The organism is Thermosyntropha lipolytica DSM 11003 (assembly GCF_900129805.1).
Taxonomy (GTDB): domain Bacteria; phylum Bacillota; class Syntrophomonadia; order Syntrophomonadales; family Syntrophomonadaceae; genus Thermosyntropha; species Thermosyntropha lipolytica.
On the sequence record NZ_FQWY01000028.1, the window covers coordinates 1 to 17,232 of the forward strand.

General features: G+C 43.8%; 17 protein-coding genes. 2 read left to right on the top strand and 15 right to left on the bottom strand.

The features are described from left to right. The 8 genes from BUB92_RS11380 to BUB92_RS07995 all read right to left on the bottom strand — a co-directional run. Positions 1–89 (bottom strand): MerR family transcriptional regulator (locus BUB92_RS11380; protein ID WP_143156904.1); only part of this gene is annotated, 89 nt, incomplete at its 3' end. A 101-nt stretch (positions 90–190) separates the two neighbouring features. Beyond that, complete coding sequence (fsa, locus tag BUB92_RS07965; protein WP_073092575.1) at positions 191–841, bottom strand: fructose-6-phosphate aldolase; 651 nt, start codon at positions 839–841, stop codon at positions 191–193. A gap of 96 nt (positions 842–937) precedes the next feature. Next, a complete protein-coding gene (locus BUB92_RS07970; protein ID WP_073092578.1) occupies positions 938–1,792 on the bottom strand; it encodes a class II fructose-1,6-bisphosphate aldolase in 855 nt (284 codons plus the stop codon). A 12-nt stretch (positions 1,793–1,804) separates the two neighbouring features. Then, entirely contained in the window at positions 1,805–2,194 is a 390-nt protein-coding gene (locus BUB92_RS07975; protein WP_084728417.1) for a response regulator, read from the bottom strand. Positions 2,195–2,301: 107 nt separating this feature from the next. Next, positions 2,302–2,898 carry a Yip1 family protein gene (locus BUB92_RS07980; RefSeq protein WP_073092584.1) on the bottom strand — a complete coding sequence of 199 codons (597 nt, stop codon included), beginning with the start codon at positions 2,896–2,898 and terminating at the stop codon, positions 2,302–2,304. A 25-nt stretch (positions 2,899–2,923) separates the two neighbouring features. Then, positions 2,924–3,823 (bottom strand): signal peptide peptidase SppA, encoded by a 900-nt coding sequence (sppA, locus tag BUB92_RS07985; protein WP_073092587.1) that lies wholly within the window; start codon positions 3,821–3,823, stop codon positions 2,924–2,926. A 1-nt stretch (position 3,824) separates the two neighbouring features. Continuing rightward, entirely contained in the window at positions 3,825–5,015 is a 1,191-nt protein-coding gene (gene alr, locus BUB92_RS07990; RefSeq protein WP_073092590.1) for an alanine racemase, read from the bottom strand. A gap of 6 nt (positions 5,016–5,021) precedes the next feature. Beyond that, positions 5,022–6,107, bottom strand: coding sequence for a lipid II:glycine glycyltransferase FemX (locus tag BUB92_RS07995; protein ID WP_073092593.1), 1,086 nt, complete (start codon positions 6,105–6,107; stop codon positions 5,022–5,024). Positions 6,108–6,363: 256 nt separating this feature from the next. On the opposite strand from BUB92_RS07995, the gene BUB92_RS08000 reads away from it, so the two are divergent. Then, positions 6,364–7,731: an acetyl-CoA hydrolase/transferase C-terminal domain-containing protein gene (locus BUB92_RS08000; RefSeq protein WP_073092596.1), complete on the top strand. Its 1,368-nt coding sequence runs from the start codon at positions 6,364–6,366 to the stop codon at positions 7,729–7,731. Positions 7,732–7,752: 21 nt separating this feature from the next. Here the strand turns inward: BUB92_RS08000 and BUB92_RS08005 are convergent, their stop codons facing one another. From BUB92_RS08005 to argS, 4 genes are all read right to left on the bottom strand, one after another. Next, positions 7,753–9,372, bottom strand: coding sequence for a CTP synthase (locus tag BUB92_RS08005; protein WP_073092599.1), 1,620 nt, complete (start codon positions 9,370–9,372; stop codon positions 7,753–7,755). Between the two features lie 64 nt (positions 9,373–9,436). Further along, the gene (locus BUB92_RS08010) at positions 9,437–10,075 is read right to left on the bottom strand and encodes an MBL fold metallo-hydrolase (RefSeq protein ID WP_073092602.1); all 639 of its coding nucleotides are present in this window, start codon (positions 10,073–10,075) and stop codon (positions 9,437–9,439) included. A 3-nt stretch (positions 10,076–10,078) separates the two neighbouring features. Beyond that, positions 10,079–10,312: a DNA-directed RNA polymerase subunit delta gene (gene rpoE, locus BUB92_RS08015; RefSeq protein ID WP_073092604.1), complete on the bottom strand. Its 234-nt coding sequence runs from the start codon at positions 10,310–10,312 to the stop codon at positions 10,079–10,081. A 16-nt stretch (positions 10,313–10,328) separates the two neighbouring features. Then, a complete protein-coding gene (gene argS / locus BUB92_RS08020; protein WP_073092608.1) occupies positions 10,329–12,014 on the bottom strand; it encodes an arginine--tRNA ligase in 1,686 nt (561 codons plus the stop codon). 123 nt (positions 12,015–12,137) lie between these two features. Between argS and BUB92_RS08025 the strand changes: the two genes are divergently transcribed. Next, complete coding sequence (locus BUB92_RS08025) at positions 12,138–12,494, top strand: hypothetical protein (RefSeq protein ID WP_073092611.1); 357 nt, start codon at positions 12,138–12,140, stop codon at positions 12,492–12,494. A gap of 3 nt (positions 12,495–12,497) precedes the next feature. On the opposite strand, the gene BUB92_RS08030 is transcribed toward BUB92_RS08025, so the two are convergent. The 3 genes from BUB92_RS08030 to BUB92_RS08040 are packed head-to-tail and all read right to left on the bottom strand — an operon-like array spanning position 12,498 to position 17,229. Then, positions 12,498–13,964, bottom strand: coding sequence for a M1 family metallopeptidase (locus tag BUB92_RS08030; RefSeq protein ID WP_073092613.1), 1,467 nt, complete (start codon positions 13,962–13,964; stop codon positions 12,498–12,500). Positions 13,965–13,997: 33 nt separating this feature from the next. Beyond that, positions 13,998–15,512, bottom strand: a complete 1,515-nt coding sequence (locus BUB92_RS08035) for an S-layer homology domain-containing protein (RefSeq protein ID WP_073092616.1) — start codon at positions 15,510–15,512, stop codon at positions 13,998–14,000. Between the two features lie 19 nt (positions 15,513–15,531). Next, the gene (locus BUB92_RS08040) at positions 15,532–17,229 is read right to left on the bottom strand and encodes a hypothetical protein (RefSeq protein ID WP_073092619.1); all 1,698 of its coding nucleotides are present in this window, start codon (positions 17,227–17,229) and stop codon (positions 15,532–15,534) included. Positions 17,230–17,232 lie beyond the last annotated feature (3 nt).

Here is a 17,232-nt window from a genome sequence, read left to right on the forward strand (position 1 = left end):
TTTAAAACTCCTTTCTTGTCCCAGTTTCTTAATGTTTGTTCTGTCTTTCCTATTAATTGGGCAAATTGCCCAATGCTGTAATATTTCACAAAAATTGCCTCTATGCACAGATTAGCAAAAAATTATAAATTGTGTATAGAGTTTTTAAAAACTTTATAAATTTAATTCAACTGTTGCTAACCTCCTAATTTTAATCTTGACCAAAAGCCGCCTTATAATCAGCTAAAAATCTAGCTATCCCCGCATCCGTAAGCGGATGGGCAATCATCTGCTTGATTACCTTATAAGGAACAGTGGCAATATGCACCCCCAGTTTGGCCGCCTCCAGGACATGCACCGGATGTCTTATGCTGGCGGCTATAACTTCTGTTTCTAAAATATACTGGTCAAAAATACTCATTATATCACTTAAAAGCTGCAATCCATCATGGCTTATATCATCAATGCGCCCCACAAAAGGACTGACATAGGCAGCTCCCGCCCGGGCCGCCAGCAAAGCCTGATTGGCGGAAAAAACCAGGGTGGCATTGGTTTTAATCCCTTTATCTTTCAGCTTCTTTATAACTTGCAGTCCAACCTCAGTAAGGGGAACCTTTATGACTACATTGGGATGGATAGAGGCCAGCTCCTCGGCTTCTTTAAGCATAGAAGGGAAATCAGTTGCTATTACTTCTGCACTTACCGGCCCGGATACTATCTGGCAAATCTGGGCTATAACCGTGCGATAATCTTTTTTTTCCCGGGCAATAAGGGTAGGGTTGGTAGTTACTCCCGCTAAAAAACCCAAGTCATTTATTTCTCTTATCTCTTCTATATTAGCAGAATCTATAAAAATACGCAAAGCTCATAATACCTCCTTCTAATAACCATCCTCCTTATTTTGATGGGGAGATCAATCTGATCCCCCCATCATTAAGCAACATCTTTTTCTCTTTCCTTAAGCCTTGCCGGCACTGCCGAAAAGCCTTATTTTTTCACGTATAATCTCTACCGTTGCTTCCCGAGCCGGCCCTAATATCTTGCGCGGATCGATTTCATCAGGTTTTTCCGCCATCACTTTGCGCATGGCTCCTACAAATGCTTCTCTTATGTTCGTATCAATATTTACCTTGCGTACCCCCAGTTCGATAGCTTTCCTTATCTGTTCATCAGGAACCCCGGAAGAACCGTGCAAAACAATAGGAATTCTGGTAAGCTCTTTTATTTTGGCCAATCTTGCAAAATCGAGCTTGGGCTCTCCTTTATACTGGCCGTGGGCTGTCCCTATAGCTATGGCCAGGCTTTCCACCCCGGTCTGTTCGACAAAATACTTGGCTTCATCGGGATCAGTATACATCGCTTCTTTTTCACTTACATATATATGGTCTTCAGTTCCCCCGATTTTTCCTAGCTCAGCTTCGACAGACACCCCTATCGGCCTTGCGATTTCTATAACCTTTTTGGTCATGGCAATATTTTCTTCTAACGGCAGCTTGGAGCCATCATACATAACCGAAGTAAAACCGCTTCTTATACAGCGAACTACCTGCGCAAAATCCGTACCGTGGTCGAGATGAAGGGCCACCGGCACATGGGTAGATTCAGCAGCTATCTTTACCATTTCCGTAATATAGCGAAGTCCAGCATAGCTCAAAGCCCCCTGGCTGGCCTGCATGATTACCGGGGCATTTTCCATTTCCGCTGCTTTTACAATAGCCTGCACTATTTCCATATTGTTGGCATTAAAAGCCCCTACCGCATAACCTCCCTCTTCTGCTTTCCATAAAAGTTCACTTACCGACACCAAAGGCATTTTAATCACCTCTTAACCTAGTTTTTGTTCCCAGCAGCTTTTTTTCCCTGCCATCTCATTGACCAGGGATAACAGTTCGAATATGTCAAAAGGTTTGTTTATACACTTTTTTATACCTGCTTTAAGCGCTTCTTCCGCTATCCGCGTTTCCCCATAGGCAGTCATCATAATAATATTTATATCTTTAAAATTCGTCAATATATTAACCGCCGCTTCCAGGCCGTTCATATTAGGCATCTTCATATCCATTATCACCATATTAGGCCTGAACTCCATAGCCTTAGCCACTGCTTCCTCTCCATTTTCGGCCAGTATCACTTCCCAGCCATCACGCTTAAAAAGCTCAGCTAAAAGTTTTCTTATCCCCTTCTGGTCATCAGCTATCAGAATACGCCATGTCACAAGTAAGTCCCCCTGCTCCAGTATCTGTCAAATACTTTCGCTTTAGGCAGTCTATATCCTGCTTTTTTTTAGGACCAAATTACCTTATAACTCGACAAAAAGCTTGTTTAACCTCCAACGGCATTAAAACTGCTATAACCGGCTATTCCTATTAAAACTATCAGCAGGAGGGCAAAAATAAATAAAACTATAAAAGGGATAAAATATATCAGCAGGGCTCCCGAAGTAGTCAATTCCAGGGCTTCCCGCAAAGCCAATATCTGCAGGACTATAACCCACATGCCGGCTGCCAGGCTAAAAAGCATTCCCAGCCATTTAATACCAGCCAGAGCCAGTACATAGCTTAAAGCAGATCCTAAAACTCCTGGCAAAGAAGCCAGGGCCAAACAAACCAGCAGTCCTTTAGCATTATTCCTCCCATATATGATGTCCGCAAGGAGTGAATAAATCCCTGCCATCACAAAAAGCATAATAAAGGAAAATAAGCCTACCACCCAGTTCAACATCCCGGCTACCTGTAAAGGCAAGCCTAAGCTTTTTATTTCGTTATTAACATAAGCTTCTCCCTGCCCTATTACTACACTTAATATTATAACTGCTGCCCATATGAGAAGGCTTAATCCTAGAGGCCTGGCCTCTTTTAAATAACGAAAGGTATTAACCGGTTGAAACAAAACTCCATATACTATTTCCGTAAAACTCAAACTTTCACCTCCCCAGTTGTTAATTTTACCTCATCTCTATCCACTTATCCTGAAAAAGGATATTATCTATCTTAACCCTGCTCAAGCCTAACCGGCTCCAGAAATCAGGCTGGTTCAAAATTTCTACCTGCGCGGTTCCTTCTTTAATTCCTGCCATCTTTTCCGCCTGCCTTATGGCATCATAGTAATTGCCCAGTCCATCAACTAACCCCAGCTCCAAAGCCTGGCGGCCGGAAAATATCCGGCCATCAGCAATTTTTAGAAGTTCCTCCTCGCTAATTTTCCCCTTTCTTCCCTTCTTTACCTGCTCCAAAAATTGGTTATAGGAATCATCTATCAAATCCTGCAGGAGCTTTCTCTCTTCTTCGGTAAGCGCCCGGGATGAAGAGCCTATATCCTTATGTTTCCCGCTTTTTATCGTTTCCATCTCTATGCCTAGTTTGCGGTATAACTCCTCCAGGTTGGCTATCTGCATTATAACTCCTATGCTTCCCGTCAGAGTTCCTCCATTAGCCATGATATAATCCGTGCTGCAGGCCAGCCAGTATCCGCCTGAGGCACACATGTCTCCCATAGAGGTAACCACCGGTTTGCCTTCTTTTCTAAGTTTATCTAATTCTTCAGCTATCTCCTGGGAGGCTGCCGCTGTCCCCCCCGGGCTGTTGATCCTTATAACTACCGCTTTTATATCCGGCCTTTGCCGGGCTGTCTTTATCTTTTCCATTATATCCAGAGCACTTACTCCCCCTGTGCCCATAATATCGGTGGTAGAACTCCCGGTAATAGGCCCATCAATATTGATAACCCCTACCACCTCTCCTTTGCTGGTTATTTTACCTCCCTGGCTGCTGTTTTTTAACGCTACCCCTCCTACCACCAGCAAAAAAACTACCATCATGACTACTACCAGCCTTTTTTTCACCATTTTAACCCTCCTCCACCAGATAGGTGACCTTGTTAGCAAAATCCAGCTTTCCTGCCTCTCCTTCCCTTATATAAAGGCGGGGCACATCAGGCCGGGCCAAAGTTTTACGCACCGGAATCTCCACTTCATCCCCTGCTTTTACATCAGCTTCCAGTGGCAGTTCAACCAGAGCCATCTGCATAAAAACCTTGCCCCGCACCGGATATAAACTTCCATTTATTTTAACCTGCAGATTAAACCCGGGAACATCAAGATAAGCTAAAAAACGTTTAATCTGCATTTTTAAAAAGTCTATCCAGTTTAAAGGCGGATTGGCTATCTCCAGCGCCAGCCCATCTACAAAACCTACGGGAATTACCGCCACCTTGCTCTCCTTTTTTAAACGGTAGGTTCTAAAGTAGCCTAAATAGCTGCCTTTTTCCTTAGTTCTTACCGATATAACCCGGGCCTTAAACTTATAAGGGTCTTTAAGGGAAAGATGACTATTAAAATCCCCCAGCAGGGGATGCTGTCCGGAAAGAAGGGTGCCTATGCGTACGGCATTAAGATGCATATGAGGATAAAGAAGAAAAACGGCACTATTGGCACAATGCTTCACCGGCAGGCTGAAGCCTTCTTTCTCCAATCTCCTGATAACCTGCTGAAAACGAGAAAACTGTTTTTCCGTATATTTTCGGTTTACAGCATGGGCCATATGGGTATATATACCTTCTAAATATATGCAGGAGTTCTCGCTTAAAGAACGGCAAACTTCCAGAGCTTCCTCTGCAGTAAGCCCGAACCTGCCCAGCCCGGTTTCCACCTTCAAATGTACCCTGACCATCTTGTTAAGGCGGGCAGCTGCTTCCCTAAGCAGAGAAGCTTCTTCCGGGGAGGTTATACTTATTACCAGATTATTCTCTATCGCTTCCATCATATCTTCCCTGCATATCAAAGGACAAAAAAGCATTATACTGGCTTTTAGACCTGCCTGGCGTAGCCTCAGTGCTTCATCAAGATAGCTTACTGCAAAAAAATCTACCCCCTCTTGATACAAAACCTGAGCTACGGCAGGGGCTCCATGACCATAAGCATCAGCTTTCACTACCGCAATAAGCCTTACCTCTTCAGCCAGTTTGCTCCTTACTATCTGTAAATTGCTCCTTACTATATCCAGGTCAATCTCAATCCACTTGTTATAATTTGAGGCCACTTTCCCTTATGCCTCCTTGTTGCGGAATTTCCTCAGTACACTGCGGGTCAAGCGCAGATAAAAGGGTAAAGCTTTCGTCCACAGCAGGTAAAAAAAGGGATCATAAACCTGGTCCCACTCGCCGATAAATTCTACCAGCTCAGCTCCAAACCCTTTCTTAAAGCGGTACAGCCCGTACAGGGGATTGCTCTCATCCAGATCTCCCGAAACCCCTCGAAAATCATATAAGGTGCATCCAGTCTCCTTGGCCCACTTTATCATCGACCACTGCAAAAGATAATTAGGCATCACATTCCGGTGCTGGTTGCTGGAAGCTCCATAAAGATACCACACCTTGTCCCCGGTTTTCATAGCCAGCGTGGCAGCAATAACCTGGTTTGCATATTCTGCCATAAAAAGCCGGGCATAACCAGCTTGCACCATATAATCCCATATCCACTCAAAATATTCGTAGCCGCGGATTAAAAAATTATCCCGTTTTGCCGTTTCCTCAAGAATTGCATAAAAAACCTTGAGGTCATCCTTATTTTCCCCTATTTTTATCTTTACCCCTTTACGTTCAGCCAGCCTTATATTATATCTCCATTTGGAATGCATATTAGCCAGCAAAGTTTCTTCATCCCTGGTTATATCAAGCCGCATAACAAAACAGGGCTGAACCCCTTCAAAATCTAAACCGGTCTCATTTTTGCGAAAGCCATTCTTTTTTAAAATATCGGCAAAAATAAGATCATCTTTAGGCACATCAGGATCTATCTTTAAAAAAATAGCTTTATGTTCCTGCGCCAGCTTCCTGGCTCCAGCGAACAGAAGCCGCATAATCTCCTCATTGTGAACATCAGCTACTGGCCCGCGGGGAGCATAAAAAATAGATCTATTTATACCAGGCAGGGGAAGCTTTCTCTTTAATATCAAAAGCGAAGCCTTGATCTCTCCATCCTCTTCCAGAACCAGAGGCAGCATCTCCCAGCCCATTCCTTTTTTTACCTGTCCCCATTCCCAGAGCTGCAGGAAATGTCCTTTAGGATGGGATGCAATAAAGCTGTTAAATGCTGACTTTTCTCTTATATCAATTACCCTCGTCGTATACATATGTCTCTCCTTTTCCCTGTTTTGGTTTAGGTTGACCCAATATAAAAAAATTTATATATCCCAAACCTTTATCATTTTACCACATTTAGTCTACTAAATACTTTTTATTAAAATGTGAAAACAGGCAGGATATTGAGATTTTTTTGCGAATATTTCTATCTATAATATTTATCACAATAGTTTAAAAAATATCACATATAGCCTTATTTCACCACACATCTGTTATGGTCAATAAAGCTTAAGGGGGGTATCTTAAGTGAAAACCTATTTAGAAGAATATAAGCGTAAGCTTATAACCGCTGAAGAAGCAGCCCGGCTGGTAAAATCAAACTCCATCATCGAATACGGCATGTTTGCTACTAAACCGGTAGATTTTGATATTGCCCTTTCCAAACGTGCCGGCACTGATCTGCAAAATGTCGCTATAAGGGCTACCGGCTCTATTCTGCCTGTTCCGGAAGTAATAAAAAATGACCCGGAACAGAAAACCTTCCAGTATTTCAGCTGGTATTTCACCGCTCTCGACCGTAAAGCCGGAGATTTCGGCCTGGTTACTCATAACCCTTTTAACTATCATGAAGCTACTATGATAGCTTATGACTATCATTTTTCCCATCTGTGGCCTGATGTATGGGTAGCCCAGGTTACTCCTATGGATGAGCACGGCTGTTTTAATTTCGGTATCGCCAACTCGCACAACCGGGGAATGGCATTAAATGCCAAACTGACTATTGTCGAAGTCAATGAAAATCTCCCGCGCTGCTTAGGAGGCAATGAAGAATTCGTCCATATAAGCGAGGTAGATTACATAATCGAAGGTTCCAATTCGCCTGTTTTCACTTTGCCGCCTGCTCCTGAACCTAACCCGGCCGAACGGCGCATAGCCGAGCTCATAGTAGAAGAGATTCCGGATGGAGCCTGTCTCCAGCTGGGTATAGGGGCTATGCCTAATCTTATCGGCACCATGATTGCTGATTCGGATTTAAAAGATCTAGGCATCCAGAGCGAAATGTTTTGTGATTCCTTCGTTAAAATGTACGAAAAAGGCAAGATAACTAATACGAAAAAAGCCTATGACCGGTATAAATCGGCTTATACCTTCTGTCTGGGCACCCAGGAAACCTATGATTTTCTGAATAATAATCCTTTAGCGGCATCGTTTCCTGTATTCCATACTAATGCTCCCCATCGCATAGCCAGACACGATAATTTTATATCCATAAACAACATCGTCGAAATTGACCTCTTATCCCAGATATGTTCGGAAACTTCCGGTCTGCGTCAGATATCGGGCACCGGAGGACAGCTGGATTTTGTAATCGGGGCTTTCCATTCCAAAAACGGCAAAAGCTTTTTAGCCTTTACTTCCACCTATACAGATAAAGAAGGTAAACTCCATTCCCGTATCAAACCTCTGCTGACACCAGGGTCAGTAGTAACAGTTCCGCGTACCATAGTACACTATGTAGTAACTGAATACGGCAAGGCTAATCTTAAAGGCTTATCCGTATGGGGACGTGCCGAAGCCTTGATCAACATCGCCCATCCTGATTTCCGGGATGATCTGGTAAAAGCCGCTAAGGAAATGAAAATATGGTCCAAAACTAACCGCATTCCCTTCTAAAAATTCTAAAAAGCAGGCTAACTAAAAAGCCTGCTTTTTGTTTTCTTTATAAGCCAGAGAGCTTTTTATAAGCCCCAAAAACAGAGGATGTGGCCGGTTGGGCCTGGATTTATACTCAGGATGAAATTGACAGGCTACAAACCAGGGATGATCTTTAAGCTCTATTATTTCTACCAGCCTCCCATCCGGGGAAAGCCCGGCAATTATCATCCCTTTTTCTTCCATAATCTTCCGATAATCATTATTGAATTCATAGCGGTGCCGGTGTCTTTCACTTATAATCCCTGTCTTATAAACATCATAGGTTTTAGTCCCTTCTTTTATATGACAGGGATAAGCCCCTAGGCGCATAGTTCCACCTTTTTGCTCAATATTTTCCTGATCCGGCATGAGATGAACCACCGGATGCGGGGAATGAGGATCAAATTCCGAGCTGTTAGCCCCCATCAGCCCGCATACATGGCGGGCAAACTCGATTACCGCACACTGCATACCCAGACATATCCCCAGGTAAGGCACTTTATTCTCTCTAGCATACTTAGCGGTTGCTATTTTGCCTTCAATCCCTCTTTCCCCAAATCCACCAGGTACCAGGATGCCATCTACATCATGCAAAAACTTCTCCGCTGATTCCTTTTCTACCTTTTCGGCGTAAATCCACTTTATATCTACTTCGGTATTATAGCAAAAACCTGCATGTTTCAAGGACTCAACTATACTTATATAAGCATCGGGCAGTTCAACATATTTGCCCACCAGACCTATACGCACCTTGCGATCCAGGTGGTGTATCCTCTGTACCATATCTTTCCATTCTTCCAGATCAGCTTCCCCACACTTTAAGTCAAGCCTCTTGATTACCTCTTTATCCAGCCCTTCCTCGGCCAGCATAAGCGGTACTTCATAAATAGAAGAAGCATCCTTAAGCTGGATCACTGCTTTGCGGTCTACATCACAGAAGAGAGCAAGCTTAGCTTTAAGCTCTTCCGATAAGTCTTTTTCGGTGCGGCACACCAGTATATCAGGCTGTATCCCAATACTCCTCAGCTCTTTTACGCTGTGCTGGGTAGGCTTGGTTTTCAGCTCTCCGGCAGCTTTTATATAGGGAACCAGAGTAACATGTATATATAATACCCTTTCTCTTCCCAGATCTACCTTGAGCTGTCTTATCGCCTCCAGAAAAGGCAAAGACTCTATATCTCCTACTGTTCCCCCTATTTCCGTTATGACTATATCAGGATGAGACTGTTTCTCAATCAGGGTTATCCTCTCTTTGATTTCATTGGTTATATGGGGTATAACCTGCACCGTTTGTCCCAGATAATCTCCCCGACGTTCTTTATCTAAAACCGCTTGATATATACGTCCTGTCGTGCAGTTGGCATGTTGAGTTAAACTCTCATCCACAAAGCGTTCATAATGTCCTACATCCAGGTCGGTTTCAGCCCCATCATCTGTAACATAAACTTCTCCATGCTGATAAGGGCTCATCGTTCCCGGATCTACATTTATATAAGGATCAAATTTTTGCAGATAAACCTTAAGCCCCCGGCTTTTTAGAAGCCTGCCTAAAGAGGCTGCCGTAATGCCTTTTCCCAGTGAAGATACAACACCGCCGGTAATAAATATATATTTAGTCACTTGTAAGACCCTCTCTTTCCTGTATGCAAATCCTTTAGCATTTTACCTTCTTTATTTTTGAAAATCAACTATTTGTATAATCAAGTACGATGACCTCGGTTTCTCCAGGTAAATCTTCCTTTCTTTCCAGGTATAGATAAGGCTTTTTCACCGTATGAGCAAATTTGCTGGTAAAATCTTCTACCGGGGCCAGGGTAAAAGTCAAAGCCGGGGTAGCAAAATGCATAGGAATAATTATGCGGGGATTAATCTTTTGTGCCAGCGCAAATGCTTCCTCGGCATTTATCGTATAAACTCCCCCTACCGGAATTAAGAGAATATCAACCCGGCCTATTTCTTCCACCATGCGGTCATCCAGTATATGCCCCAGATCTCCCAGGTGCAGAATACTTAGCTCTTCACTTTCTATCTTGTAAACGGTATTTTCTCCCCGTTCCTCTCCCTTTCTTTTATCATGGTAAGAAGGATAGCCGGTTATCTTAATGCCTGCAAGCTCAAAAACGCCCCTTCCCTTAACTACCAGCGGATCGCCTTTTAAGAGGTGTACAGCATTATGGTCATAATGATCATGGCTTACGGTAGCAATATCTACCTCGCCTGCATATAAAGGATAGCCTACCTTTTCCTCAAAAGGATCAGTGATTATCTTTTTCCCCCCTGTTTCAATAATAAAAGAAGCATGTCCCAGCCAGGTTATCTTCATCTCCTATCCCTCCCTGCGTATGCGGTTTGGATCAAAGTACCAGTAGCCATCCCCCTGGTGTACCAGGCGGTGATCTAAATTGAGCCGCGTATAAATGGAAGTCATCGTTTCCGGATCTGCTTCTTTCCCCATGCGCCGGGCAATTTCTCTTAGCAAATCAGCATAGTACATAGCTTCCATTCTTTCCTTTAAAATCTCTAGTGCTAGATCAGTTTCGCTTTTTTTCTTCTGTACCATAAAAAACTTACCCCTCCTACATCTGTTCAGGAGCACTGACTCCCAGAACATTAAGAGCATTTTTTATAGTAATGCGGATTATATCCATCAACAAAAGCCTGGCATCCTGTAAAGCCTTATCTTCCACCCCTAATACCCGGTGGCTGTTATAGAAGCTGTGGAAAAGAGCAGCCAGGTCTAAGACATAACGGGCAATGCGATGAGGAGCCATACTCCGGGCAGCAATATTTATCTCTTCGGGAAAATCAGCAATTTTGCGCAGTATTTCCAGCTCCTCCGGTTCTTTTAGCTTTTTCGGGTCAATCGCCTCTAAAGGCGGCATCTTAATTCCCCATGCCTCTGCCTGCCTGAAAATGCTGCAGATGCGGGCATGGGCATACTGCACATAATATACGGGATTATCCTGGCTTTGTTTTTTAGCCAGTTCCAGATCAAAATCAAGATGGCTGTCCGGGCTGCGCATGACAAAGAAAAAGCGCGCCGCATCTTTTCCCACTTCTTCAATAAGCTCATCCAGGGTAACCGTAGTCCCTGTCCTTTTCGACATCCTTACCAGATTACCTCCCCGGTAAAGGCGTACCAACTGCATAAGGAGTATATCAAGCTTATCCGGGTCATAACCTAAGGCCTGCATAGCCCCTTTCATACGCGCTACATGGCCATGATGGTCAGCCCCCCAGATATTAATAACCCGGTCAAAACCGCGCTCAAACTTGTCCTTGTGATAAGCTATATCGGCAGCAAAATAGGTAGGAATCCCATTGGCCCGCACTACCACTTCATCTTTCTCATCACCAAAAAGGGTAGATTTAAACCACAAAGCTCCTTCATGCTCATAAATATACCCTTTTTCCTTAAGATAATCGATAACTTCCTGTACCTTGCCTGATTCATGCAAAGTCCTCTCACTAAACCAGACATCATAAAATACTCCAAAATCTTCCAGGGTTTTCTTTATATAGGCAAGCTTTTCTTTCAGGGCATAATCAATCAATATCTTTCTTCTCTCTTCCGGGGTTAAATCTAACAAAGTGTGTCCATACTCGGCAATGATATTTTTTACCGTCTCAATAACATCTCCTCCGGCATATCCGTTTTCCGGAAAAGGCACATCATGCCCGGTAAGCTGAAGATAACGGGCTTCCAGGGAATCTCCAAAGATCTCAATCTGATTGCCGGCATCATTTATATAAAACTCCCTTTCCACCTCATAGCCAGCCAGCTGCAAAATATTAGCCAGGCTGTCGCCTAAAGCCCCTCCCCGAGCATTTCCCATATGCAAATTACCGGTAGGATTGGCACTGACAAATTCTACCTGGATTTTTTCCCCCTTTTCTTCATTATATCCATATCGGCTTCCCATCCTCTTTACTAAAAAAGGAACTTCATAAAGCCAGTCATGGCTTAAAAAGAAATTTATAAATCCTGCCCCTGCTACCTCTACCTTATTTAGCAACTCAGATTCCTGCCATTCCATTTTATCCTCTATTATCTCGGCAATCTTACGCGGAGCCATCCTCGCCTGTTTGGCAAGAAGCATGGCTACATTACAGGCAAAATCTCCATGTTCTTTTTCCCGGGGAACTTCTATTACAAAAGGGGGAACCTCGGCATAATCCAAAAGCCCTTCTTCTTTAGCCTTCTTTAAGGCATCCATCACCATACCGCTTAAATTTCTTTTCAATTCCTGCACCGGATTCATTTAAGACATCCTCCTAAATTTATTTTTCCCTAATTATTATCTCACAAAAAAGGCAAAACTCATAAAAAACCAGCTAACTGCCCAAAATAAAAATAATTAATGATTAAAAAAAGGAGGCCCTATATGCAGTTAAATCCAGGACAAAGATCTATATTAGCCTATTTTGCTGATGAAAACAGTGCTAAGAATGCAGCCGCCAGGCTAAAACAGGAAGGTTTCTCAGAAGTTCAGGTAGATACCATATCTCGCTTCCCTTCCGGCAAAAAAGGATATGGCCTTACAAGCAGCCTTTCATCTCTGGTAATAGGCCAGGATTATGACCGCTGTCTGGGTGTTCTGCTGGCTGCTGATCCTTCTGTCAGCGGAAGTGCAACAGGTGACCTGGTCGGGGGCTATCCTTATCTGGTAACTGTAGTAACGGAAAACGAAAAAACTAACCAGGCCCTTAATATTTTACGTCAACATGGGGCCTATGTATAGTTTCTACTCTTTAAACCAGCTGGCAAAATAGGCATCCAATTTTTTTCCCGACTCCATTTCAATAATATAAAAAAGATCCTCCCGGGAAGCAATATCATATTTATAGTGGGCGAGGTAAGATCTGAGTATATTATAAACCATCTCCTCGCCCAGCATCTCTTCCAATCCAGCAAAGAAAGCTTCTCCTCCATAATAAGCCGTTTGATAATAATCCTTACGGGATGCCATATCTTTAAGCCCTTTTCCTAAATTAACCGTGCCTTGCAGACGGTCTAAAGCCTTTTCCCCCCTGACCCCGGTCATATACTTGTAGGCACTGAAATCGGCCAATCCCTCATCCAGCCAGGGTTCAGCCATCTGATCATTGCCTACCAGGTTATACCACCACTGGTGGGCAATTTCATGCGCCAAGATAAAAACGGCTTTTTTATTGTCTGCAAAGCCAGGTTGTAAAAAACGCTCCTGCAAGAATATAAGCCCTGAATATTCCATACCTTCAAATCCCTGCATAGGCACAAAAACTATCTTAAAATCATCATAAGGATAAGAACAAAAGACTGCTGAATAAAAAAGGAGTATAGAAGAAGCCTCGGTCAAAACCTCTTTGGCCCAGAAAGCCCTCTCCTTTGGAGCCCAGACTTTTATATCCGCAATCCGGTTCCTTCCCTCTATCTTCTGATAGCCAACCAGGGCTGCCAGGCAAAAATCCCTTATATTCCTGCCTTCCAGGTGATATTCCTTATTCTGCCCCTTTCGCATTATAGTTCCTATTTCCTTACCCGTAGCTACAACCTCATAAGGAGCAGGCACAGTTATTTTCACCCGGTAATTGGCAGTAGGCAGACAAAAAGGTTCTCCCCAGGGATAATTAGCCCCCTTATGCCATCCCTTCTCACTCAGCACATTCAGCATAGGATAAAAATAGCTGAGCATAAAAACTCCTTCTTTATAACCATAACGATATGAAGCTTTCGGCACTTTAGCCTTCCATTCCATTTCTATTTTTATATCTTCTCCCTCTTGCATCTCTTCAAGCAGAATAACCAAAATATTAACATCTTTTTCCACAAATACGCTAGTAATCCCATTAACCCTTATTTTTTCTACTTTAAGCCATCCCTCATCAAAACCGGCATAATAAGCTTCCCGGGGAGCAGGAGTCCTTTTCTTATCTTTAAAAGCATTAGGATAGGCGGTAAACCAGAGCTCCTTCAATGCTTTTCCCGAAGTATTGCGGGTAGTTAAAAAGGTATGGCCGTATATAATACCACTTGCAGCATCCAGGGTAAGTTCCATATCATACCAGGTGCTATCCGGATGGGGAAAAAGACGCCTGTTTTCCGCTTCCTGTTCCCAGGCCAGTGCTTTTTCTTCCTTGCCAAGCAGTATATTCCTGTCCCAGTAAAGAAAACAGGCAGCACATATAACCCCGGCTATGATAGCTGCTGCCCATAACATTTTTCCGCGCAAGCTTTTCACCTGCCTTAATGAGAAGCCTTATATCTATCGGTTATAAAGGATAATCTCTTCCCGATAGTTCTTCTGCAAATCTTTTTCCAGAAACTCTAAAAATCTAACCAGCATAACCGAAGCTTCCGCCCGGGTCATAACCTTATCCGGATTAAAGCGATAACTGGTATCCCCGCTTATCAAATTAATCTCCCGGGCAATATATACACTATCTTTTGCCCACCCGGGAATCTTCTCATCATCAGCAAAAGAAGTATAATACCCCGGTGTAGGTGCCTTATGCTCAAAACCCAGGGCTCTTACCAGTATAGTAACTGCTTGCGCCCGGGTAAGGTTTTCCTTAGCTCCAAAAAAGTCCCGGCTCATACCGCTTACAATCCCTTTTTCCAGAGCACTTTTCACATATTTATAATCATCACTGGTAGAGGGCACATCCTGGAAAGGGGAAACTTCTGCCGGCTGTTTGCGGCTGCCTGTTTTCTTCTTTGTCTCTCCCTCTACCCTTATATCACAGGCTTTCATGAGTGCCCGCACAAAATCCATACGGTTCATAGGAGCATCGGGAACAAAGAAAGAAGAATTATCCGTAAAAACATCCAGGGAATACAGTTTTTCTATACTCTTCTGGGCCCAGTGCCCCCCGGTATCATAAAATTTGGGTATGATAAGCCTTTCAATCTGTGGCAGTTTGTCTTTGCTAAGCTCGATAGTTCCCTGCTGGCGCCGACTTTCCTCCACCTGTCCTTCCTTTATGTAGGGGAGATCATACTCATAGCGGGCATACATGTTTTGCTGGGTAATACGCATATGCCCCCCGCTGAAACTGGCAAGGTCAGCCTTATTCTCTTCATATTTTAAGGTTTTGCGCATACTGTCCACCTGGTCAATCTTTACCGTTCCCTGCCAGCCTACCTTTTCCCCGCTTTCTCCTTTATTATTGCCCGGCAGGGTACGGTTTACCGTTATGACTTTTTCGATCAGCTGGGTAGTAGTAGTGCCCCAGAAATTAGCATAGCCTGCTGTCCCCCCGCTTATATCAACAACTGCCGTCCCTTCTGTTTTATTAATCGTATAATACTTGCGTGCACTCCAGGTGCCGGAATAAAAATCAGAAGCCGGCCGGTTGTCTATTATGCGGGAAGAGGAAAACTGAAAATCTTCCAGTTTGTATTTATCCTTATCCAGGTCAATGTTTTCCTTGAAGGAAGTTACTTTTATATCGGCAATTGTCTGTCCTTTGTCAGTACGCCTGTCATAGTTTATACTATAAGTAACCTGCCGGCTCAGCTTTCCCTTGATGCTTTCATTTTCCGGCTTTAAATCCATAGTATACCTTACTGTAGCCTGATTCTCCTTTTCTTTGTAGCTGGTAGTAACCTTGCCTGTAAATTTGACAGGTTCTCCGGATAAAAACACTATTTCTTCATATTCATATTCATTGTAAACTCCGCCGTTTATATCGGGATAACCTGCTGCCGGCAGAGCCGGAAACAGCAGGCAAACTACAAGACATATGGAAAAAGCTAATACAGCTACCCTTTTTTTCATCTCTTTTCTCTCCCTCATGTTACTTCACCACTATTACTTTACCGAAAAAGTCATCCCTTACCATATAAAGGCGGTCTCCTGTTTTCAACTCTTCCGGGGTGATGAGCTTATCTTCCTTGATAAGCAAGGCTTTTTCCAGATTAACCCGCAGGAAAGCCGTTCTCGGCATCCACTGTCCCCGGGCCGGGCTAAAATCAGCTCCGTCCCTCATCTCAACCGTCCATCCTGCCAGTTCATCCTGGACGACTTTATGAACCGTTCCAGTAGTTACCCTCTGTACCAGCAGGGAATCCATCTTAGGCTGCAGAAGGGCAGCAACTACCCTTTCCCCATCCACATACAGATAAGCATACCAGTCTTTAAGCCCTTCCTTCTTTACCCGTTCGCTCTCTTCATCTACCGCATAATCCCCGGCGATAAACTGGTCGGCAGATAATAAGATGCGGTTTTCCCCATCGTAGAAAGCAGTATCATGATCAAAAAACAGTTCCCGGCTTCCCCTGAAGGATTCCCACTGATTGCCCCCCAGCACAAAATAATCTTTAAGCCACAGCCGGTATTCCGTCACCTGATCCAGCCTGCCAGCCAGTATATAATACTGTCCGTTCTTCGTATTATTCAGGCTTTGATTATACACATATATGATATTGGCCAGCCGGCTTAAGCCCCTGCCATCAGCTATAATCAGCACATCATCCCCGCTTCCCAGAATCATCTTATCCTGCAGTCGTCCATCCTTTATTACCACACTTCCTTCATGCAGCGTAAAATTATTTTTATCCCCAAGTTCCAGCTTATCCGCATACCAGTTTATGTCAGCTATTTTATCATTAAACACGCTTTCATACTGGTTCTTAAAAATAACATTGACTGCCCTCTCCCGCCCCAGCACATTTTTCGTAATGATATAAACATCTCTTCCCCGGTAATAAGGCATCCGGTTTTCCGCCAGCTTTTGTCCTCCGGCAAAAGGAACTATTTCCGGCACATAAGGGATCTGCATAATGCCGGCATGGCTCTGCCATCTGCCGTTGCGCCAGATATAAACCTCTCTTAATACCAGATTTTCCGCGCTGGTATCTACTGAGGCCAGCTTTCCGCGATAGAGGCCGCTTACCAGCACCGAATTTCCTTCTACTTCCATGCGCCCTACCACATCAGAATACAGTTCATCAAAATAAAGCTTTACCCTATCTCCCGGATACAAAAGACCGGGAGTAATGAGCTTTCCCTGACGCATAATCACCGTTGCCGGTGAGATATAATAATTCCGTCTTTCTCCAGCATAATCCTTGATAATAAGATTTTCTCCTTCTATATCGATAATGACCCCTCTTTGTACCCGTCCCCCCGGAGGCAGGTAAGAAGCTACCATTGTGGAATAACCTTCCACATAGGTTGCCTGCCGGTTAACAATCCGGGCATAAACCTCCATACCAGGCTTAAAATCAGCAGGTTTAGCCGGCCGCTGATCAATAGCCAAAACAGCCTGCAAGCTTAATTTGAGCCGGTAAATCTCTCCCCCATAAGTCTCCACCGTTATAGCTGCTTCCCCTTCTCCTCCTGCCGGGGGTAAGGTTATCTCCTTCAAGTATCCTTCCACATAGCCCTGCACAAAAGGATGGGCTGCCTGGCCTGCTCCTGCCGGCCAGGCCAAAAAGATGAGTATCACCATTATAACAGCTAAACGGTATCTCCACCCAAGCTTTTGTTTCATAGC